Here is a 20,511-nt window from a genome sequence, read left to right on the forward strand (position 1 = left end):
GCAATTCTGCATCGCGTGATGGCGGAGGCGGGCCGTCCCTGTCAAATCGTTACGCACGCTTGAGCGTGCCATGCAACGCGAAAGGTAGGGTGAGCACGAGGCGCATAAATGGGCGATCGGACTGAAATACCGCATCACGAGCATAATCCTGCGGCCTGAAGACGAAGCGATAGGGCACAGCCCCCTGGTTATCGACCAGCAGGCGGGCAACGCCGTGCTCGACCACCTCGAACCGGCTATTCGGCGCCAGATCGACACTCAGCTTGTGTGTATCGGGCAGAAGCAGAGCGAGCAGAAATCCACCTTCATCCTCGATGCACCGATCAAGTTGCCCGAGCCAGTGACGGGCCTGAGCCTGAGTGAAGCTCTGCCCCTCCTTCGAGAGATGGTCCTTGCGGGTGGGGTCCTCGAGGGAATGGTCCCCTGTCCTATGCTCCCTCGCCCCAAGACCCTGCGGGTCGATTGTGAAGAAGAACCCGATACTGAGCGCCTCTCCAGGACGCAGCCGTGCATAGAGCGGAGGATCCTTCTGCCAGAGCGTTTCATCATGCGGGACGACGACCTCGTTTTCCACACCGTTCAGGAGCAGCTGGACATGGGTGTCGCTTTGAAGCTGCAGGACCGAACCACGTGCTGAACGATCGCCGGGCTGGAGATGCGCGTCCATATGCAACGTCAACCCGGCACGGTCCGAGGATGGAAATGAGTCAAAACGTCTGAATACTCGCTCGAGCCGCCTATACCCGTGCTCGATAGGCACAAGCGCCTGACCGGATACCTCGATGGTCTCCTCCCTGTCCGACCCGGAGCCCGGCGATCGAGGCATGCTCACGCCCTGCGCTGAGACAATGCCCTGCGGAGTTTCCGTCCGATGGGACACGATCTGGGCAAGCGCCCGGTCGGGCCATATCGCCACAGAGGCTGAGAAGAGGGCAAAAAGAGAGGACGCAATTCTTCTCGACAGGGCCAAGCTAGGCTCTCCTCAGGACTTCTTCTGCAGGACGATGAAGACCTGCGGGACGCGGGAGGGATCATCGAGGAATTCGATGATCCTGAACAGCTGTCCCCATTTCTGACTGATATAGGCGCGCGGGATAATCGCCTCACCGTAATGGGCACCAGGATTGGGCCGCCGGGATGGTGTCGCATGCAGGAACCGCCCCGCGTCATACCGGGCATTGGCCAGGGGCTCGTCGGTGAAACTATCGGCGCAGGCTTCGTGCCAGCCATGCTCGAGCCGGATGCCAGAAGCCCGCCTGAGGCGTTGCTCTGCGCAGAAGGCTAGAAAACGTCGGCTTTGCGTGGTGATGATGGCAAGCCCGCCAGGTTTCAGAAGGCGATGGAATTCATTGATCCAGAGACCAGCAAGAAACTCATCCAGATGCGAGAACACCGAGAACGACACGACAAGGTCGAGGGATTGATCTTTCATGATCATCGGGGGCGCGAGACCGCAGGAAAGAAAGGCCAGAGCCGGATTACAGCGTCGTGCCTCCATGAGGAAGCGCGATGTGACATCGACCCCGAACAGATTCTCCGGGCGTACGTCCTTCATGAAGAGACGAAGGATACGCCCCCAGCCACAACCGAAATCGAGCATGCGCGTATCAGCGGCGAGAGGCTGACCCGCATAACGACAATAGGCCTTGACCTCACGAAAGAACATGAAGGCTTCGTGAAGCGAAACCTCGCCCGAATGGCCATGGATCTCACTTTGAAGGGTCTCACTGGGGAAACCCGGCATGAGCACCTGCTCGATCTCCGGGAGGCGCAGCGAGGCCACGAGGATCTGCAACCATTGCTCGTCACTGCATTGTCGGAATTTTTCAAAAAGATCGGCGGCATCCGGATGAGAAGCCATGAGGCGCTTTCGACTGAATCGGAAAGCCGCCACCATAGACAAAACAACAGATCATTAAAATATCAGTAAATAGAATCGTTCTACCAGCAGAGTTGTGGAACAGTACATGTTTCTAAACTAGAAACATGCCCTGAAATAGAGCAGAACCCTGCCCACTGGTGGATGTGTCCCCCGTCTAACACTTCAACGTAACGCGCGTGCGCCGGAGCAGGAGCACGCCTTTTCCCCAACACAATGGGCTGAGCCTTCGTGCCCCGTCATTATCGCGGAGCGCTCAGCGGGCGACCAGACGCCCGCGTTGCCAGGCTTCGGCGGCTTCTTCCGGATCCATGCCATCGATCTGAATCGCATGATCGAGCGCGCTCATGACCTTGTTGCCAAGGGTCATCTCGGACAATTCGTCGAGCATGTCCTGGTCCGCACAGGCTGCGACGGCCTCTCGCACCAGCAGGTTTGCTTCCATCTCTTCTCCCAGACGGGCATCGCGTACCGGCTGGAAGCGGTCATCATGAAACAGCGCGTGGGGCTGGGCCAGAAAGACGAGAAAATTTTCCCCTGCCTCACGAGCGTTCTGCACGGTCGCATAGAGCGACTCATCGGCACAAAGCGTGACCGCTGTTTCGGAAAGCGCTTCCGTCTGCGCGAGAAGTCCGCGCATCTGCGCTTCGTCCGAGCGCGTGGTGATCACCCGGGTAATCTGCCCTGCGGTCAGCCCCTCGATTGTCTCAAGCCCACCATAACCGGCCCAACAGTAATAGGGGCGATAGAGCGTACCCAGAACCCGCATCCCGTGTTGCAGCAGCCCTGCATCGCGTGGCAGCCAGGCCGAAACCAGAAGGTCTATCGCGCCTTCTTCCAGCAGACCCGGCAGTTCCGATTGATCAGCATCGACGAAATCGACCTCGACCTCATGGGCGTCGAGAACCCGCGCAACGGCGCTCGCGCAGCCGGCATTCAGGGCGTCGCGCAAATGGCCCAGTGAGATCGTTGTCATCGAACATCCTTCAGCAAACAGAATTCAGGCGGAATGCCTGTGTTCGATCACTTCAGCCGTGGAATGGCAAGAGGATACTCAGGACCTGACGCGTTTGTTCAATTTTCCTGGGCCTGATGGAGCGGCACGGTAAACATGGCCTCGCACCCCGAAGGCGGATAGCGCAGAATGGCCGAGCCCTGATGTCCGAACCCGACATGAAGCAGACGCGACCCAAATCCTTTTGCGCTGGGGGCCACGACAGGAGGCCCCCCTTCCTCCATCCAGTGCAACGAGAGAAGAGGCCGCTCCCGCTCGCTCGTGATCGACCAATCGAAGGTGACTTTGCCGCCCTCCGCGCTCAACGCCCCGTACTTTGCCGCATTGGTGCCGAGTTCATGCAGCATCAATCCCAGAGTTGTCGCGGTGTTGGGCCCGAGCGATACCCTCTCTCCCGCAAGGTTGAAGCGATCGATCGGGGCGATACGCGAGAGCACCTCACAGGCCAGGGTCTCGAGGTCGCCACTTTGCCAGGCCTGACGCATGAGCAATTCATGGGCCGAACCCAACGCCACGAGACGTTTTTCAAAAGCCTTGACCGCCTCCCGGTTCTCGACCCCGCGCAGGCTCTGATTGGCGAGAGCCTGAACCAGAGCGAGCGTATTCTTGAGGCGATGCGCCAGTTCCTGATGCATTGTCTGCTGATGCGCACGCGCATCGAGAGAGGCGACCGCCGCCTGAACGCGATCGGTGACTGCACGCAAAAAGGCGAGTTCCTGATCGGTCCAGTCTCGTGGCGAGAAGCACTGCGCAAAGAGGCAATGTGTCATGCGTCCCTGGCTCAAAACAGGCATGAGGAGCTGCGCCCTGACCCGGTCTGTCGGGTCCTGCCCCGGCATGACACAGGGAATCCAGACATTCTCCCGCGCGTCGCGAACCGCGAGAAGGAGGCCCTGCTCCAGCACGTCAAGTGCGGTGGCAAAAGCGTCGCGTGAATAGAGCCCCTCGGCGCTGGGGATCGAGAACCCATGCCAGTCCTGAGCAATCCTGAAACGCGTCTCGTCACCCGGTTCGATGGCGGCCCATCCCGCGCGATCAGCGCCGAGCGCATCACCCAGCGCGCTTGCAGCTGCATGATAGGCTTCGGGGGCGGTATCGACCTTGCGCAAGGCATCGCCGAGCATCACCATGGCCGCCAGCCGGTTGGTCGCCACACGGTCCCGCGTGATATCTTCGAGCGTGCCGATGAGGCGCCACGGCTTGCCGCGCTCATCGGCCTCGACCTCCGCCCTGCGTCTGACCCAGCTTCTGGTCTGATCGGACAGGCTCTCTACGGCAAAATCCGTTTCGGTCAGCAGGATTTCATCACTCGTGCCATCTGCAAAGTGCAGGAGATCCGCATCGGGGACAGGCATGCAGCGCTGAAACACATCCATCGGGCATTGCGTTCCCGTCGGCACCCCTGTCAGACGCAACAGCTCGGCCGAAAGAGTGATGAGATTGCTGCCCAGCCTGATCTCGAACGTGCCGATACCCGGCAAATCCTCGATCGAAGGAAGGATCGGCGTACCGGGAAGGCGACGACGCCCCGCCCCGCCCCGCACTGGACTGCGCCCAGAACCGCCTGCCGAAACGGTGTCTTCCCCCCTCTCGGCATGGCGCGCGAGAGCCAAACCAATCTGGCGGATAATCGCCTCCAGCCCTGCGCGAAAAGAAATGGCATCAGGATCGAGAAACGTTCTGCTCAGGAAACAGAGCGTCGCCACTCCCTCGCCTTCCGGCAAGGGAACCGGGTGGCGTATCTGGAAGGTATAGTTCCAGGGGGGCTGCGCCAGTTCGGCGAGAGGCTGGATCACCTCCTGGATGAAATTCCTGTCCGGCGCGGATTCGGGTACGACCAGCGTTTCGGGCAGAGGCCCGAAAGTGACGGCCAGAGCCTGCCTTCCGCGCTCAGGCAAAGCCAGATAGGCCCCTGGAGCACGAGCCATTGCCGCTGCCGCCGTGAGGAGATCATGCAAATCCTGCTGGCGCCTCATGAAGGCCCAGCCACGGGAAAGATGAACGGATCGGTCGTCTCTTCTGTCGGAGACTGTTCCCTTGCCGTTCCAGTGACTCGCATCAGGTCGTTACCACCTTTCCGGTCCTCTGCCGGACGGGGCGACACCCCGACCGGCAGACAGGCCATAGCGTGAACCTACACCGTGTTTCACGGGTATTTCACCATATTTTAACGCGATCCTTCGGTGCGAGATAGAGCGCATCGCCCTGCTTCACGCCAAAAGCATCGTACCAGGCATCGATATTATGCATGGGGATATTGACCCGAGCCTCAGGTGCGGAATGCGGGTCGGTCACGGCGCGATTGCGGATCGAATCCTCGCGCAGCTTCTGACGCCAGACCTGAGCCCAACCGAGGAACACGCGCTGATCACCCGAGAGACCATGGACGACCGGCGCAGGCTGGCCATGCAGAGAGGCATGATAAGCATCGAGCGCAAGTGTCAGCCCACCCAGATCAGCAATATTCTCGCCCATGGTCAGCTTGCCGTTCAGGTGAACGCCCGGCAGGACCTGGAACGCGTCGTATTGCTTGCCGAAGCGGTCTGCCAGAGCCGAGAAGCGCTTCACGTCGTCCGGCGTCCACCACTGATGCAGACGTCCGTGCTCGTCATACTGACGCCCCTCATCATCGAAGGAATGGGTCATTTCGTGACCGATCACCCCACCGATAGCGCCGTAATTGACCGCTGCATCTCCCTTCGGGTCGAAGAAAGGCGGCTGCAGGATCGCTGCCGGGAAAACGATCTCGACCTGGTTGGGGTCGTTATACGCGTTGACCGTCTGCGGCGTCATGAACCACTCGTTGCGATCCACCTTCTTGTCCAGATGGCCCAGATTGTACTGCCACTCGAAGGCGATCGACCGCGCACCGTTGCCATAGATATCACCCGGCTTGATGGTCAGCCCTGCATAGTCGCGCCACTTGTTGGGGTAGCCAACCTGGATCTCGAAGTTCTGCAGTTTGCGCCCGGCTGCCTCGCGGGTGGCAGGCGCCATCCAGCTATTATGCGCCAGACGGTTGGCGAAAGCCGCCTTCACATCCTGGGTCAGTTCCGTGATGCGCGCCTTGGCTTCGGGGGGGAAATACTGATCAACATAGATCTTGCCAATAGCCCAGCCCATCGCGGCTTCGCTGTGGCTGACAGCAAGCTTCCAGCGCACCGGAAGCTGCGGCGAGCCCTCGAGTTCGCGATCGTTGAAATCGAACGAGGCCTGAACGAAATTGTGGCTCAGATAGCCGGCAGCGTTATCCGAGAGATGGAAAGCGAGCCAAGCCTGAAGCGTGGCGTATTCGGCACCGGACAGAATCTTGGCCATGCCGGCAAGAGCCGTTGGCTCGCCCACAATGAGCCTGCGCGACTCAAGCCCGCTCGCAGGAATCCCGGCCGCCTCGAGGAAGTCGTGCCAGTTCACACCCGGCGCCTTCTTAGCGAGATCCGCAACTGTCATCGGATTATAGATCTTGACCGGATTGCGCAGTTCGGTGCGCGACCACTCGGCCTTCGCCAGATCGGTTTCCAGCGCCAGGATATGCGCGGCTTCCTGTTCGGGCTGCGGCCAGGAGATCAGCGTGAGCATCTTGGCGATATAAGCCTGATAGGCCTTACGCTTGGCGGCGAATTCGGGCTTCAGATAGTAGTCCCGATCAGGCAGGCCCAGCGACCCCTGGTGCAAGGACAGGGCGTATTGCGTCGGATCCTTGTCGTCAGCATTGATCATGATCCCGAACGGCGCGTACTGGAAACCACGCGTCGCCTGCCCGAAGAGCCGCGCCAGGGAAGGCGCATCCTTGACCGCGCGAATAGCCTCCAGATCCGCCTTGAGCGGGGTCGCGCCCAACTGTTCCGCCTTGGCCTCGTCAAGGAAGCTGGCATAGAACGCGCCCAGCTTTTCTTCCGTCGTCTTGGGCTCGGCAACCGGGTTCTTCCCGGCCTCGCTCAGGATTTTCTGGACGCGCTCACGCGCAGTCTCGGCCAGGATGATGAACGGCCCGAAAGATGAGCGATCCGGTGGGATCACGATGTTCTTGAGATAGGTACCATTGGCGTAGAGGAAGAAGTTATTGCCCGGCTTGATGGCCTTATCCATCCCGGCCATGTCGAAACCCCAGGTCGGATCATAGGGTTTGACGGGGGTTGGCGCAGCCTGAGGCGCCGAAGAGGTCGTCTTTGCAGGGCTCTTGGCCGTATCCTGTGCCAGGGCCGCGTGCCCCGTCAGGGCCAGAAGACTGACAGCACCGAGCCAGATCGACGATTTCGTTTGCAGTTTTCCGGTCACAGATCAGCCTTTTCCACTCTGGTGAACATTCCGCCCTCTCGGTCGAGACGCGAGAAGATACGTTATGCAACGTTATGACAGATTAATCTCAACGGCGAGTCTGTGAATGCCTGGCTTTTTCGCCATGCCCCGAGGGCGCACGGCTTGCCGTGGCCAGGACATTGAGGTCGAATACAATCACCTTCTCGATCGACGGTGCCGCGAAGCTCTTGAAGGCCTCATGCGCGGGATCGAACCAGGCCGGGTCCATGATGACCGGCTTGCCCACGTAGAAGTTGCGATCGCCTTCCGAGGCGAAGGTCACGATAAAAGCCTGTTGCAATCCGGCATCAGCGCCCTCCCCACTGTTTTGCACGCCCATCTCGATGGATCTAACGGGGTGCGATCCATCGGGACGGCGGGAATCTTCGGCCAGACGCAGGAAGCGCATGGTGATCTCGGCGCGCATCGCGGCGGTCGTACCGGATTTGTAGCGGAACATCACGACATGGCGCAGCAGGCCAGGACGCCAGCCTGGCGCGGTGAACTGGGCCAGCCCGACCTGCGCGGCGAGCTGCCGTGCCGCGATCGTCCCGTCATCGGCGACGGGCGGCAGGATCACGGGCCCGGATGAGGCGATAGGGAGGGAATAGGGATCCGCCAGGGCTGGCCTCGGGGCCAGACCCAGCGCAAACGCTGAAACAAGGGTCACCCCAAGGGTGAGACGCGCAAGATGTGTCAGCACAGCCAAAGCTCTCCACGGTGAATACTTCCCGCCATATTAGACCGGAAACGTGCCGTATAAGGGCTTAATTCGCCGTAGGACAAAAAACGCTTTCGTTATGAGGCCATGACGGAACGCCGATAGCGCTTGGCCTTGAACTGGATCAGCGCATACATGGCACGTGCGACGAGGTTCTGAACACGTGAATGCGGCGTGAAGCCGATCGTTTTGAAGATCATGCTCGTCACCCGGTTTATATGCTTGGGCTGATAACAGCCCATGGCCCGCGCCATGTACGCAGCAATGCATTTCTTGTGATCATAAGGCGTGTTGTTCGACATGTTCGTCGTGTAATACGCCGTCGCGAGCTCGTCGTCCTCGCTCTCGGTCACGCGGCCGAGCGCAATCTTCGTACGCTGCCACACGCTCAGCTTCTCACGCTTCAGGTAACGATGCATGTGATCGTAGAAAAGCTTGAAATGACGGTACTCGTCAGCCGCAATCTGTTTGCAGATGGCCTTGAGCACAGGCTCGTCCGTGGCATCGGCCAGAGCCGTATAGAAGGACGAGGTCCCGGTCTCGACCATACAACGGGCAATCAGCTCGCCCGTGCGTGAGCCACGTATCGATGCGTCGACATCCTGCTCGATGTGATAGGTCGCGCGATAACGCTCGAAGGCGGTCATGTAATCCCAGCTCGGATCCGCCAGCATCGCCCATTTACCGAGCGCGTCGCCATGCTGCACTTCCTCGACGGCCCAATTATCGGCAGCCTGACGGAAATCGGGATCGCCCACAAAGACATTGCCGAGATAAACCGCGTAATCGAGCCCGTTCCGCTCGACCACAGCCGCAGCCTTGATGACCGGAATCAGGTCCGGGTCCACGCGGGATGCATCGAAAGCATCCCAATCCATCTGATCGATGCGCCAATGTTTCATGACGCCTAGATGACATGTCCGCGCCAATTTGGGTAGAGTTCTCGCGCAGGCGCGTGACAAGCGCCCCCTTGCTGTGGCATCGCTGCGCGAGCTTTTCGTTTTCAAATGTTTTGGAGCCATGCCCCGCATGTCCCTCGATACCCTGACACGTGACCCGGTCGTCCCTCGTGAACTTCGCGCTGCGGCAAGCTGGAAACCTGAACTCAGGCATGACTGGACACGCGACGAAGTAGCCGCGCTGATCGACCTGCCTTTCCCGGAGCTGATCTTCCGCGCCCAGATGGCCCATCGCGCCTATTTTGACCCGACCCGGGTGCAGATCTCGACGCTCCTCTCCATCAAGACGGGCGGCTGCCCGGAAGACTGCGCCTATTGCCCCCAGAGCGCCCTTCACGAGAAAAGCGTGAAGGCGGAACGTCTGATGGCCCTTGAAAAGGTCCTGACCGAAGCCCGCGCCGCCAAGGCAGCCGGTGCCGGACGCTTCTGCATGGGCGCAGCCTGGCGCTCCCCCAAGGAACGTGATCTCGACACGGTCTGCGCTATGATCGAGGGCGTGAAGGCGCTCGGGCTCGAAACCTGCGTTACGCTGGGTATGCTCGATGGCGAGCAGTCGCGCCGCCTCAAAGACGCCGGGCTCGACTACTACAACCACAACCTCGACACCTCGCCCGAGTATTACGACAAGATTATCACCACCCGAACCTATCAGGACCGCCTCGACACGCTCTCCAATGTGCGTGACGCCGGGATCAATGTCTGCTGCGGCGGCATCGTGGGCATGGGGGAAGATGAAAGCGACCGCGCCGGGCTGATCGCTACCCTCGCCTCCCTGCCCCAGCATCCCGAGAGCGTGCCGATCAACCTGCTCGTGCGCGTCGAGGGCACACCCCTCGCCGAGGCCGAAGCCGTCGATCCCATCACATTCGCCCGTGTCGTGGCCGCTGCCCGCATCACCATGCCGGCCAGCCATGTGCGCCTCGCCGCAGGCCGTGAATTGATGAGCGACGAAGCCCATGCCCTGGTGTTCCTGGCGGGTGCGAACTCGATCTTCTGCGGTGACAAGCTGCTGACCACGCCCAACCCGGCCGAGCATCGTGACCGTAAGCTTCTTGCCAGCCTCGGCATGAAGCCAATGACCGAGGGGCACTGACACCGCGTCCTCGCTGATTAAAGGGAAAGGCCAGTTCCTGAGAAGGGGCTGGCCTTTTTTTATGGGCGGAGTTTCCGGGACGCTGCCGCAAGCTTTGGCGCGAACAAAGGGCCTTTTGATTCCGGGGTCGACCCGAAGCAGACAGGTCCAGGCATTTTGCAAGTGGTGAGGGGCACGATCGTCTTCTGCGCCCATCGCCGCATACCGGCTGGGCCTCCTCATCTGCCCAAGGCGCCTGAGCACTCCAGCTTCCCGTAATGACGCATAAAAAAAGCCAGCCCGAAGGCTGGCTCGGAAGCATTCTTCCGCTGACCGTGCAGGACGATCAAGGGCGCGCCCATGCGCGCCCTGCGTCAATCAGAAATCGGCTGTGACCGAGAACTTGAAGGTACGCGGCAGGCCTTGCAGCAGATAGCCGCCAAAAGCACTCTCCCAGTAACGGCTATTGGCGAGGTTATCCACGCCCAGACGGGTCGTGATGGCCTTGTGTTCTACGACAAAGCTGTAGCGCGCGCCGACGTCGAAGCGCGTCCAGTTCGGCACACGCAGCGTGTTGAGATTATTGGCATATTGATGGCCGGTCTGGATCACACGCCCGGTGACAGTCGCCCCACGAATGAACGGCAGATCATATTCGAGATTGCCGTTGATCGTGTAACCCGGCACGCCGATCGCACGGTTGCCGTCGTAGAGGCCACCCGAAGTGCGACGCTGATCGGCATCGATGATTGACGTACCCCCGTTGAAGCGCAGCCCCTTGACGATCTCGCCATTGACGGTGAACTCGATGCCACGGTTACGCTGTAGACCATCGACAGAGAAGATGCTCATCCCCGTACCGGGAATGGCCACGGTATAGGAGTTGGGCTGATCGATCTGGAAGATCGAGACCGAGGTCGAGAAGCGGCCGATGTCATATTTGGCCCCAAGCTCGTACTGGACCGTCTGATAGGGCGGGAAGATCTGGCCGAGATTGACAACCTGCCCACTCGCCTGCGGGCCAGGAGCAAGACCCTCGATACGGTTGAAATAAATGGACGTCTGTCGGGTGGGATGCACCACCAGCCCGACCACCGGCGTGAACGCGCCCTGATCGTAGCCCGTGGGCGTTCCCTTGCCGTAATTATAGGCCACTGTCTTGATGGACTGGTAGCGGAAGCCCGCTGTCAGTGCCACGCGATCATGGAACGCCGAGACCGTATCCGAGAAGAACAGGCTCCACAGACGTGTCGTATTGTTCTTCTGGGGATTATCGATATTGCCGCCAATGTAGGTTTCGGGTTGAGACGCATTATACAGCGTCGGATGATAGAGATTCGTCTGCTGTCGTGTCAGAGCAAGCGCGTAGGCCGAGGCATTTTCTTCCCAGAGCCCTGATCCGCCCGCATTGATCTCATGCTTGATGCCACCCGTGTGGTAATGCGAGCGCAGACCCGCCTGGGTGCTCTCATTGGTCTGAACATAGGGCACATACATCGCGCCGTTATAGCCCGCACTAGTCTGGCTGTTCGTCACATAGGTGCTGCCGTAATTGCCCTTTTCATTGCCCCCGAGGCCACCGAACTGCGCATAGGCGGTCAGATACTTGCCAAAGTCATGTTCGACCTTGAGCTTGCCATAGATGTAGTTGAGCTCTGTATAGGTCCAGGGCTGGCCATAATTCGCCCCCGCGCCCGGCACCTTGGGAACGCTGGTGACGCCGCTGAGGAACACACCACCGCGACCGCCATTCACGCCCTGGTTCTCGTAAGCCATGTCCACAGTGACCCGGGTGCGCTCCGAGCGATCATGCCAGTCGAACCCGCCACCCACGGCCACCTGATGGCGCTTTTCACGATCGATCGCCGAGACGCCGCTGCGCCCGGCCACATTGATGCGCACGCCAAACTGCTTGTCCTGCCCGAAGCGCCGACCGACATCGACCGCACCGCCCCCCATTGAGGAGCTGGTATAGTCTCCGGTAATGCGCGTCAGCGGCGTATCGCCTGCATGCTTGAATTCGAGATTGATATTGCCACCCTGGGCCGTACCGCCTGGGGCTGCGCCGTTGAGAAACGCGCTGGCGCCATTCAGCACCTGGACCTGGTCGTAGAGCTGCGGCGAGACGAGCTGTCGCGGCGTGATGCCATAGAGTCCGTCAATCGCCACATCATCGCCATAGACCGGGAACCCGCGGATGATGAACTGCTCGGAGAAATTGCCGTAGCCATAGGTCGTGCGAACCGTCGGGTCGTTCATCAGCACTTCGCCCAGCGTCTGGGACTGCTGGTTCAGGATCAGGGCCGAGGTATAGCTGCGGACATTGAAGGGCACATCGAGACCCTTCTTGTCCCCCAACGCTCCCAGATTGCCGCCTGACTTCACTTCCATACGGTTCTGACGCTGCGCCTTCACCTCGATCTGCTCGTCACTGGTCAGCGTCTTTGCTCGCGCCGTCTTCGACGCATTACCCGCTTGCCCGGTCTGTTTCGTCTCGGTTTGCGCTTGCCCCTGACCAGCATCCTGTGCCCAGCTTTCACGTGGCAGCGCCACGGAGAGCATAAGCAAAGAGGAAAGGGTCAATCGGGTAAGGAGATAGCCGTTCGAGGACTGGCCCGGACGGGAGGGACGGAGCACGGAAAGGCGGACGAAAGGCTTGCAGTTCAAGAGCGCGGTCTCATTGACAATAGGTAAATGACGGGGCCAAATAGACGCGAATAAGAAACGCTCGCAACTAAACTCTGCATCCCCTTTCACAAGAATGTCAGGATAGTCAGGCCCTGTTGCACAGGAACCACATGCGAAAGAGTCTCAAAATCAAGAATGACCGTATTCTGATACGGTCCTGGGCAGCCCGTTTAATTGGAGGGCTGGGAGTCATTTATCTGATAGCACTGGTCACGCTCTGGGTCTTCCGCCGACTGGGAGGCGACAGCCTGCTTATTGTGGGCTTCCTCTGCGCCTTCGTGCTCATGCCCGCCCTATTGCTCGCGTTATTCTCGTTTCCATCCCTGCGGAAGAATCAACCTCTGCACGTCCTCGCCTTGGGCTGCCTGGGCTGCGGCCTTCCGGCGCTTGCCTATGGATGGACCTGCTGATGCGTGACACGCTTCGCACCCGGATGGGGTGGCTTCATGAATGGGTCGGCTTTCTGGGCGGGCTCGTTCTGGTGGTTACGTTCACGGGCGGATCGCTCGCGCTGTTCGACACGGAACTGACGCGCTGGATGCAGCCGGAACTCTCGCATTATCATCCCGAACCTATGAGCGATGCGGCGCTCAACCAAGTAGGGTATATCGTGGCGGAACTGCGTGAGAAGGGCGAGAACGCCTTCATCACACTGCCGACACCCCGCGACCCGATTATCCGTATCCAGCATTTCAACGGCCATGCTTTCATTGGTACTGCTTATAGCCCGGTGGATGGATATCCTTTCCAGACACGGCAAACGGGTGGTGGGCAGCTTTTCTTCGACCTGCACCATTCGCTTTATTACGGTCCGTTCTGGGGCAATATGCTTACGGAGATCGCGGCTGTCGGCCTTCTGATCGCAGTAGGCTCGGGCATCGTCATCCATTTTCGATCGCTCTTCAGCGATCTGCTGCTTTTCCGTCCTTTCGCGTCCCGAACGCGCGCCTGGATGGACGCGCATATCCTCGCGGGGGTTCTCTTCCTCCCGTTCATGGTCATGATGGCCTATACGGGGGCTGTCATTCATGCCCCCCGGCTTTTTCCGATGTTCGGTTCCGCCCATCATGGGAGACCCGGCGGGCATGAACGCCCCCATGCACCCCACGGACAGTCCGGTGCTGCACCGGCCTGGACCGAACGCACGCCACTCTCGGCGCCGCTCGCTCCCATGTTCCATCAAGCGGAGACCCAGTTCGGCGCAGGATCGATCGGCCTCGTACTGTTTGACAAGGGCAAGGTGTCCATGACCAAGGCGGATTCCGCCTCCTTCGCCCTGTCACGCGATCACGCCGAGTTCTCTGATCGGGATGGTTCGCTCCTCAAGGTCGTGACAGTACCGGACACCCTGCATCGCATCAGCGGGGTGCTGCGAGGCCTTCACTTCATCCGTTGGGCACCGCTGTCCCTGCGCTGGCTCTATTTCCTGTCCGGTATCGTCGGAAGCGTCATGATGTCGGGCGGGCTTGTGCTCTTCCTGATGAAGCACCGTTCGAAAAAGGCGAAGACCTTCTTGTTCCGATTGGCGGAAACCCTGGCCATGGCGGTTACAACCGGCCTGCCTCTCGCCTGTCTTGCCTATTTCTGGGCCAACAGACTGTTCTGGTCTGACTTGCCGGGGCGCGAGGTTTTCGAGATACGGGCCTTCTTCTGCGTCTGGGCTGCAGCCCTCCTGCACGGTGCGATACGCAGTTTCGGCAGGACACCTCATCGAGGCTGGAACGAACAATGCGTGGTCTTTGCGGCTTTCGCAATCGCACTCTTTCCACTCGATCTCCTGACGCGCAGCGTGACAGGATTACTGAGCGGGTTCGATGTCTATAAGGCGGTCGATCTCACAGCGATGACAATCGGTCTCATGGCGTTCCTGATCCATCGCAGGCTGGTAGCCCTATGATCATTCTCGCCTCTCTCCTCCTCTGGGGCCTGGCTCTCGCCGCACATGCCCTTCTGCAACCCAAGATGCTCCGTACCACAGGGCTTCCGATCTTACCGGGGCTCCCCCTGCATCTGTGCCGTCTTTCGTTTCCACCTCTAGCGCTCTGGCTGTGCTGGAAGCTTGGTGCCATTCAGGGCCTCCTGACCTGGCTCGGCACAGGCTCGGTGGCTGGAGTACTGGCCTGTCTCGCTCTGACAGGCTTCTCCGTTCATCTCGCGCGTCAGGAGAAAAGAGCCAGCTGAAAGCGCCCCTCCCCCGGGGCGATGAGCCAGCGATAGCGAACGCCTCTCCCGACACGTGGCGGCAAGTTCAGCCCGGGGGCGACGCCTGCTCCCGGCTCTGCGCGGCGCGCTGGGCATAAGCGGCGGCTCGCCCCCCAGCCCCGGCGCCCCGTGCAGCCTGAGCAGCGCAATCGAGCGCGCGAGCCATACCGCGATAATCCAGACGGTCGCGCCGCAATCCGGCAGCCTTGAGCGCCTCGCTCTCTGCCTGGTCGAAAGCCCCCTGGCGCAGGGCGAGTCTCGATACGAGCTCGGCACGATCTGCCTGCTCGAGCAGAGGCGCCTTCTTGGAAGGGAGCGGCAGAGCATTGAGGGCAGAGGCCAGCGTGGTGCCATCACCGACGCCGTCTGCGGCAAGCCCCGTAAGAAACGCCAGGCGCTCCAGCAATGCCGGATCGTTCGTCCGGACCCGACGGCCCTGATCAAGTGCCTCGCGATACTGGCCGAGGCGGCAATACGCCGCCATTGCCACGAGATCCAGCGCCGGGCTGGAAGGATCGGTGCGCAGAGAGAGATCGTGCCGTACCCGAGCTACGGTCGCCAGCGCCTTGCTGGAATTCCCCATGGTCAGTTCGGCAATCGCGAGATTATACCCGGCGTCGCGCAGATCATCGGCATCATCGCGCAACAAAGCCCTGTCATAGGCTGTCTCGAACTGGGCCTTCGCCTGCTCGGCATGAGTCATGTCGAAGCTGTCGCGTCCAACATCCATCGCATTGGCATAGCCTTGATCAGTGCGTATTCCATCAGGATCAGCGCTCCCCCCACATGCGCTGAGCGCCAGCAGCGCTGTGGAGAGAATGAGAAAATGCCGACTCATGGCTTGATATCTCCGGCGCGCAGTCGGCGCGGTGGCGCCTTGCTTCCGCCGCCCCCCAGGATCCAGAGACCGCGCAGCTGATCGGTCAGACGCTTGAGGCTGTTTGTGGTCGCCTGAGCCTGTGTCAGCAATGCTGGAAGCTGGGCGCTCGCCTCGTCAAGATGCGTCATCGTATCCTTGAGCTTGGGCGTTGCCTTGCGCACATCCCCGCTGCTCTGGCGCAGATTTTCCATGGTCCCTTGCGTCTGCTTCAGCACACCGGAAATCTGCCCCTCGATCGGCTTCAGTCTCTCGATCGAATCCTGCAGCGTTTTCAACACGGCATCCGCCTGATTGAGCAGCTTGTCATCCATAACGATCCCGCCGATCGACCCCTTGCCCGAGCGTATGGCGGTGGTCACGGCAGCCAGATCGGCCATGATCTTGTCGGCGTTGTGCAGGGCCGGCATCATTCCGGCGCGAATATCGCCAATGGTTTTGGTGATCATATCCGCCGGATTAGGTTCCACCGTCGCCTCGAGTTCGGCGAACTCCCAATCCATGGCTGGCCCCTTGCTGCGCTCGAGCTCGATATAGCTCGCCCCGGCAACGACAAAACGGTGCCGAATGATCGCGCGACTATCCTTGCGAATGTAAGGCTCGAATTGAGGATCGATATCGGCAATCGCATACATATTGCCGTGCGGGTTGATCTTGACCGAGCGGATCGACCCGATGCGGATGCCCATCAGCTCGATATCATTCCCCACGGCGAGCCCGGCAATCCCGCTCTCGGGCAGGTTGAAGTGCAGCTTTCCTGATGGCGTAAGCCAATCACGCAGGATACCCGCCTCGACGATAGCGAAAATGAACAGGCCAAAAGTCGCGACCACGAGAATTCCCACCCACTCATCGGCGTAGCGAATACGCATGAGAGGACGCGAGCGGCCATCGGTTTCGGTATTCGTGCGTATGCGAAACATCACACCCCCTGTTTCATTGGCATCAGACCCTCGTCGAGCAATCTGTATCGATGCGTTCCAGCGGCATTATAGCCGTGCCAAAGATCCGGCTCGCGTGAGAACCAGATCACCCCGCATCCGCGCTCGCGCGCCGCGGTAAGCTCCGCAAGGAAGGCGGTCATCATATCGGCGGTCTCAAGATCAACGGGATCTTCCAGAATGAGCAGCTTGGGTTCCCCCAGAAAGGCTCTCACACAGGCCGCCCGCGCCCTATCGGCATTATTAAGCCGTCCCGGGGTCAGGGTGGGCAGGCCGGGCAGGCCGAAGCGACGCGACAGGGTGATCGCCTGGGCCACGAGATCTTCGGTGGTGGTACGGGTATGATGCAATTGCTGCACAAGGATGTTGAGATCGGTACCAAACAGGTCGATCCAAGCTCCCTGCTGCATCACACGGCCAATGCGCCCACGCAGCGCCCAGGCCCGGTTTTCGGCCAGATGCTCCCAATCGAGCCCCATACACAGAGCCTGCCCCGAAACGAGCGGGATCAACCCACTGCATAGATCGGCAAAACGTGTCGCGCGCACGGGGTCACGACAAGCGATGAGAAGACAGTCTCCAGGCATCAGCCTCAGGCTGTAGGGCACCGATGTCAGCCCGCTCTCTTCGAATACAGGGCAGGCTTCGCGCAGTTCGAGCGCCGCGTGGAGATCGTCGCTCATGCCACAAGCACTCCGAGAATGACATTGACGACCATGATCACCAGGATCCCGCGTGCAAAGCCGCGCGGCAATAACGTGGCGATGGTATCGGAACGCGTGGCGTCCAGCCCGGTGAGCTGGGTCGTCAGGCTCAGCAGAAAGCCGCTGATGATCAGTTTGAGCGGAATGCCGAGATAATCGATGGGCTTCATGGCCCCCACGATGTCGTAGAGAAATGTCCAGAGCGGCATGGTGATGATCGAATGCAGGCGACAGACACCGTAACCGACTGAAAGCGAGGTGAGGCTGAAGACAACGCCAAGCGTGAAGGAACTCAGCATCATCGCCAGAGCACGCGGCATGACCAGCGTCAGGAAAGGATCGATGCCGAGCCCCTGCAGGGCCCGCAACTCGCCGCCAATGGTCAGTTGCCCCAGCTGGGTCAGACCGAGCATACCGCTGCGCCCGAGCAGAATGACGCCCACCAGGACCGGCGCGATTTCACGTACCAGAACTGTCGCAAGCAGGGAGTCCGTCGTATCGGCCATCCCCGCGATACCCAGCCAGTAGATTGCCTGAGCCACGATGCCGAACCCGGTCAGACCGGCTGTAAAGAGCGTGCTGAACAACCCGCCCCCGGCCGCCTGCCGCAAGGTGCTCTTGAATTCGTACACCACCGTGCGTCGCCATGAACTGGGACGACAGGCTTCCCGCGCCACCCCCCAGCTCGCTCCGACCAGCATGAGGGTAAACCGCAGCTGACGACGGGTCAGCCCTCCCAGTGCGCGCAGCCACCGACGATAACGAGGCAGTGTCTCACTCACCGCTTGGCCGCCAGAACATAGGTGTTCGTGATTCCGACGGCAGGAAGATAGAACATGCCACGAGGCCGGAAGAGATAATAATCCCGCAACAGCGCATGAGCGGTTTCGGAAACCTGAATGGTTCCTGAGTCGGGCGCGCTGATCGCCAGGAGTTCCGATGTCTGAACCGCCTCGCCCCAGACATTGAAGATCCCGGGATCATCCCCCAGAATGGCACCGAAAGCAGGCCCGACATCGAGCCCGATACGGAAGCTTGGTGTCAGCTCTGCATCGGCCAGCGTGATCAGCGCGATTTCGCGCAGGGCCAGCACGGCATTTGCGACACGCCGTGCGGAGTCAGGGTCCGGGGTTTGGGTGCATCCCCCGATCAGGACGAGGCGATTACCGAGGATCTGGGCCGAAAAGAGCGATTCGTGCCGCATGACCTCCTGAAATTTCCGGACGAGAGATTGCACCACCGGCAGGAGATCCACATTGGTATCGGACGTTGTATCCATGAACAGGATGGTCGCCACGGCAACCTGGCTATACTGCCCAGGCACCAGATCGGGCGTACCTTCCGCACGGGGGGAAGCGAGAAAACCTTCACCCAGACGCGTTGTCGCCGCGCTATGGTCACTCGTGCCGGCCTGATCCGGCTGCTCGACGCGTGTTTCGTCGGCGCGCATCGCGGCAAAGCGCACGGCGGCGATCTCTGCCACAATGGCAATGATATGCGAGACAGCATGGGGACGGATGGCGTCTTCCAGCACCAGCATGCCAATCACCGAGCCGCGCGCCAGAATCGGCTGGATATAGACCGATCGTGAGTTGATCTGGGTCATCACCATCCGCTGAAAGGTCCTGAGTCCTTCCTGCGTCGCCGCGCTATCGCTTTCGATCACATCGCCCGACATCAGCAGACCAAAGAAAGCCGAGAGATCGTTATGAGAGAGCTCCATGCCCGCGCTATGGGCATCGCTCGACTGATCATACGAATCTTCGCAAAGCAGGCGCTGATCGTCTCCCACCGATCGCCAGAGACTGACGCGGCGGGCCTTGGCAAGTTCGGAAAGACGCTGGGTGAGAAGAGGGGCGTCATGATTAGGGTCGAGCAGGTTGGGTGTGCCAGCCATGGCATTGAGCGCCAGGCTCTCGGCACGGACCTGGGCGCGCTCAAAGCCGATCTGGCGTTGCAGCCGCTCGGTCCTGCGGTTCTGACGTACCAGAAACCCTGCGAGCAGGGCGGCCAGCACCACGATGACCATGGAAAACAGAAAGCCCTGCCGCCCCGCCGCTGCGGCGAAGGCCGCGAAATCATCCTCGGGTGCGTTCAGCATCAGGATCCATCCAGGACGGATCTTGTGAAGCGACGCCATGATCGTGACGTATTGCTTGTCGCGCGCCTTGATCAGGTGAACGCCCGCCCCGTAGATATGGTAAAGTGCGAGCGCACGCGTGAACACGGGTTGCGTCTGTGGGTCAAGCAGCATGCTGTCGAACTTCCAGTTCGCCTTGCGCGCCACATCCAGCAGATGGCTCCCGGCCACCATGCGCCCGTCCTTGTCCACCACGACGGCGGTCCCGCTCTTGCCGATCTTGATGGCGGCCAGGAAATCCGTCAGGCGGTTCAGGGAGATATTGATGGCGAATACGGCCTGATGGCCGTCTGTCGTGTGCAGCACGCTGGCCGCGGTCACGATCAGTTCCTCGGTCGCAACGGTCGGATAGGGGTCCGACCAGTTCAGGTCCGGGTGCTCGAACGCCCCCTTATACCAGGGCCGGGTTCTCGGATCATAATTCTTGCCCGGCGTGTCGACCGTGCGCACCAGCCCGCCCGACTTGTCATAATACCAGTGACGAAAGACGTTCTTGTCCCGGATCAGATGAACCCATTCCATGCCATCGGAAATATCGGCAGGCGCCCGATCGATGAACCAGAATGACCCCTGATCATCGGCAAGGTAGAAGCTCTCGACCTGCCGCACGTTGCGCAGCATGGATGCGCCATAAGCAAGAAAGACCTGAGGGGGCGCATCGGTGACAGGGTCAGTCAGCAGATCACGGGCGACAATGGCCGTCGCCGGGGCCGGAGCGAGATAATCCGAGACTTCCTGCGTGATATTCTTCTGTTCCTCGCGCAGCAGGTCCTGGGAGAGCGCAATAACCCCGCCACGCGTCTTGTGATAGGAATGGAGCGTGACAGCAACGATCACGACGATCACCAGAATCACGCCCAATATCGGCGCGACGAGCTCGATAAGCCGCCGCTTCCTCAGCTCGGCTTCGGGATCAGCCGGGTCAATGATCTCAGAAACAGGCAACAATCACCCTCCCAGGATATCCCCTCCTGCTGGGGATGACTTGCTTTTGCGTCTCAACGCACGACATTT

The 20,511-nt window shown here is 60.3% G+C and carries 17 protein-coding genes; 4 read left to right on the forward strand and 13 right to left on the reverse strand.

Translation table 11 applies throughout. The features are described 5' to 3' along the window. Nucleotides 1–49 precede the first annotated feature (49 nt). The 7 genes from C0V97_RS01760 to C0V97_RS01790 all read right to left on the reverse strand — a co-directional run bounded on the left by C0V97_RS01760 (nucleotide 50) and on the right by C0V97_RS01790 (nucleotide 8,816). Nucleotides 50–826, reverse strand: a complete 777-nt coding sequence (locus C0V97_RS01760; RefSeq protein WP_127100140.1) for a hypothetical protein — start codon at nucleotides 824–826, stop codon at nucleotides 50–52. Between the two features lie 156 nt (nucleotides 827–982). After that, nucleotides 983–1,861, reverse strand: a complete 879-nt coding sequence (locus C0V97_RS01765) for a class I SAM-dependent methyltransferase (RefSeq protein ID WP_127100142.1) — start codon at nucleotides 1,859–1,861, stop codon at nucleotides 983–985. Between the two features lie 274 nt (nucleotides 1,862–2,135). Then, complete coding sequence (locus tag C0V97_RS01770; RefSeq protein WP_127100144.1) at nucleotides 2,136–2,855, reverse strand: glycine betaine ABC transporter substrate-binding protein; 720 nt, start codon at nucleotides 2,853–2,855, stop codon at nucleotides 2,136–2,138. 98 nt (nucleotides 2,856–2,953) lie between these two features. Then, entirely contained in the window at nucleotides 2,954–4,822 is a 1,869-nt protein-coding gene (locus tag C0V97_RS01775; RefSeq protein WP_158625318.1) for a sensor histidine kinase, read from the reverse strand. 229 nt (nucleotides 4,823–5,051) lie between these two features. Beyond that, nucleotides 5,052–7,172 carry a M13 family metallopeptidase gene (locus C0V97_RS01780; protein ID WP_370264839.1) on the reverse strand — a complete coding sequence of 707 codons (2,121 nt, stop codon included), beginning with the start codon at nucleotides 7,170–7,172 and terminating at the stop codon, nucleotides 5,052–5,054. A gap of 88 nt (nucleotides 7,173–7,260) precedes the next feature. After that, a complete protein-coding gene (locus tag C0V97_RS01785; RefSeq protein WP_370264841.1) occupies nucleotides 7,261–7,896 on the reverse strand; it encodes a Dabb family protein in 636 nt (211 codons plus the stop codon). Between the two features lie 95 nt (nucleotides 7,897–7,991). Then, the gene (locus tag C0V97_RS01790; RefSeq protein ID WP_127100150.1) at nucleotides 7,992–8,816 is read right to left on the reverse strand and encodes an acyl-ACP desaturase; all 825 of its coding nucleotides are present in this window, start codon (nucleotides 8,814–8,816) and stop codon (nucleotides 7,992–7,994) included. A 127-nt stretch (nucleotides 8,817–8,943) separates the two neighbouring features. Between C0V97_RS01790 and bioB the strand changes: the two genes are divergently transcribed. Continuing rightward, nucleotides 8,944–9,966: a biotin synthase BioB gene (gene bioB, locus C0V97_RS01795; protein ID WP_370264844.1), complete on the forward strand. Its 1,023-nt coding sequence runs from the start codon at nucleotides 8,944–8,946 to the stop codon at nucleotides 9,964–9,966. A gap of 357 nt (nucleotides 9,967–10,323) precedes the next feature. Here bioB and C0V97_RS01800 read toward each other — a convergent pair whose 3' ends face one another. Continuing rightward, nucleotides 10,324–12,507 (reverse strand): TonB-dependent siderophore receptor, encoded by a 2,184-nt coding sequence (locus C0V97_RS01800; protein WP_127100703.1) that lies wholly within the window; start codon nucleotides 12,505–12,507, stop codon nucleotides 10,324–10,326. 236 nt (nucleotides 12,508–12,743) lie between these two features. Here C0V97_RS01800 and C0V97_RS18260 point away from each other — a divergent pair, with 236 nt between their 5' ends. The 3 genes from C0V97_RS18260 to C0V97_RS01815 are packed head-to-tail and all read left to right on the forward strand — an operon-like array spanning nucleotide 12,744 to nucleotide 14,814. Continuing rightward, complete coding sequence (locus C0V97_RS18260) at nucleotides 12,744–13,043, forward strand: hypothetical protein (protein ID WP_127100154.1); 300 nt, start codon at nucleotides 12,744–12,746, stop codon at nucleotides 13,041–13,043. After that, entirely contained in the window at nucleotides 13,043–14,530 is a 1,488-nt protein-coding gene (locus C0V97_RS01810) for a PepSY domain-containing protein (RefSeq protein ID WP_158625319.1), read from the forward strand. The genes C0V97_RS18260 and C0V97_RS01810 overlap by 1 nt, the downstream gene beginning before the upstream one ends. Beyond that, nucleotides 14,527–14,814 carry a hypothetical protein gene (locus C0V97_RS01815; RefSeq protein WP_127100158.1) on the forward strand — a complete coding sequence of 96 codons (288 nt, stop codon included), beginning with the start codon at nucleotides 14,527–14,529 and terminating at the stop codon, nucleotides 14,812–14,814. Before C0V97_RS01810 ends, C0V97_RS01815 begins: the two co-directional genes overlap by 4 nt. Nucleotides 14,815–14,881: 67 nt before the next feature. Here C0V97_RS01815 and C0V97_RS01820 read toward each other — a convergent pair whose 3' ends face one another. Genes C0V97_RS01820 through C0V97_RS01840 form a run of 5 tightly spaced genes read right to left on the reverse strand, consistent with a single transcriptional unit; the run spans nucleotide 14,882 to nucleotide 20,445 of the window. Continuing rightward, nucleotides 14,882–15,673, reverse strand: coding sequence for a hypothetical protein (locus tag C0V97_RS01820; RefSeq protein ID WP_127100160.1), 792 nt, complete (start codon nucleotides 15,671–15,673; stop codon nucleotides 14,882–14,884). Beyond that, nucleotides 15,670–16,635 (reverse strand): MlaD family protein, encoded by a 966-nt coding sequence (locus C0V97_RS01825; protein WP_127100705.1) that lies wholly within the window; start codon nucleotides 16,633–16,635, stop codon nucleotides 15,670–15,672. The genes C0V97_RS01820 and C0V97_RS01825 overlap by 4 nt, the downstream gene beginning before the upstream one ends. Then, nucleotides 16,635–17,336, reverse strand: coding sequence for an ABC transporter ATP-binding protein (locus C0V97_RS01830; RefSeq protein WP_127100162.1), 702 nt, complete (start codon nucleotides 17,334–17,336; stop codon nucleotides 16,635–16,637). Before C0V97_RS01830 ends, C0V97_RS01825 begins: the two co-directional genes overlap by 1 nt. Continuing rightward, the gene (locus C0V97_RS01835; protein WP_233581907.1) at nucleotides 17,333–18,139 is read right to left on the reverse strand and encodes an ABC transporter permease; all 807 of its coding nucleotides are present in this window, start codon (nucleotides 18,137–18,139) and stop codon (nucleotides 17,333–17,335) included. The genes C0V97_RS01830 and C0V97_RS01835 overlap by 4 nt, the downstream gene beginning before the upstream one ends. Next, nucleotides 18,136–20,445 carry an adenylate/guanylate cyclase domain-containing protein gene (locus C0V97_RS01840; RefSeq protein WP_127100164.1) on the reverse strand — a complete coding sequence of 770 codons (2,310 nt, stop codon included), beginning with the start codon at nucleotides 20,443–20,445 and terminating at the stop codon, nucleotides 18,136–18,138. The genes C0V97_RS01835 and C0V97_RS01840 overlap by 4 nt, the downstream gene beginning before the upstream one ends. Nucleotides 20,446–20,511 lie beyond the last annotated feature (66 nt).

It is taken from the genome of Asaia sp. W19, assembly GCF_003994335.1.
Lineage (GTDB): Bacteria > Pseudomonadota > Alphaproteobacteria > Acetobacterales > Acetobacteraceae > Asaia.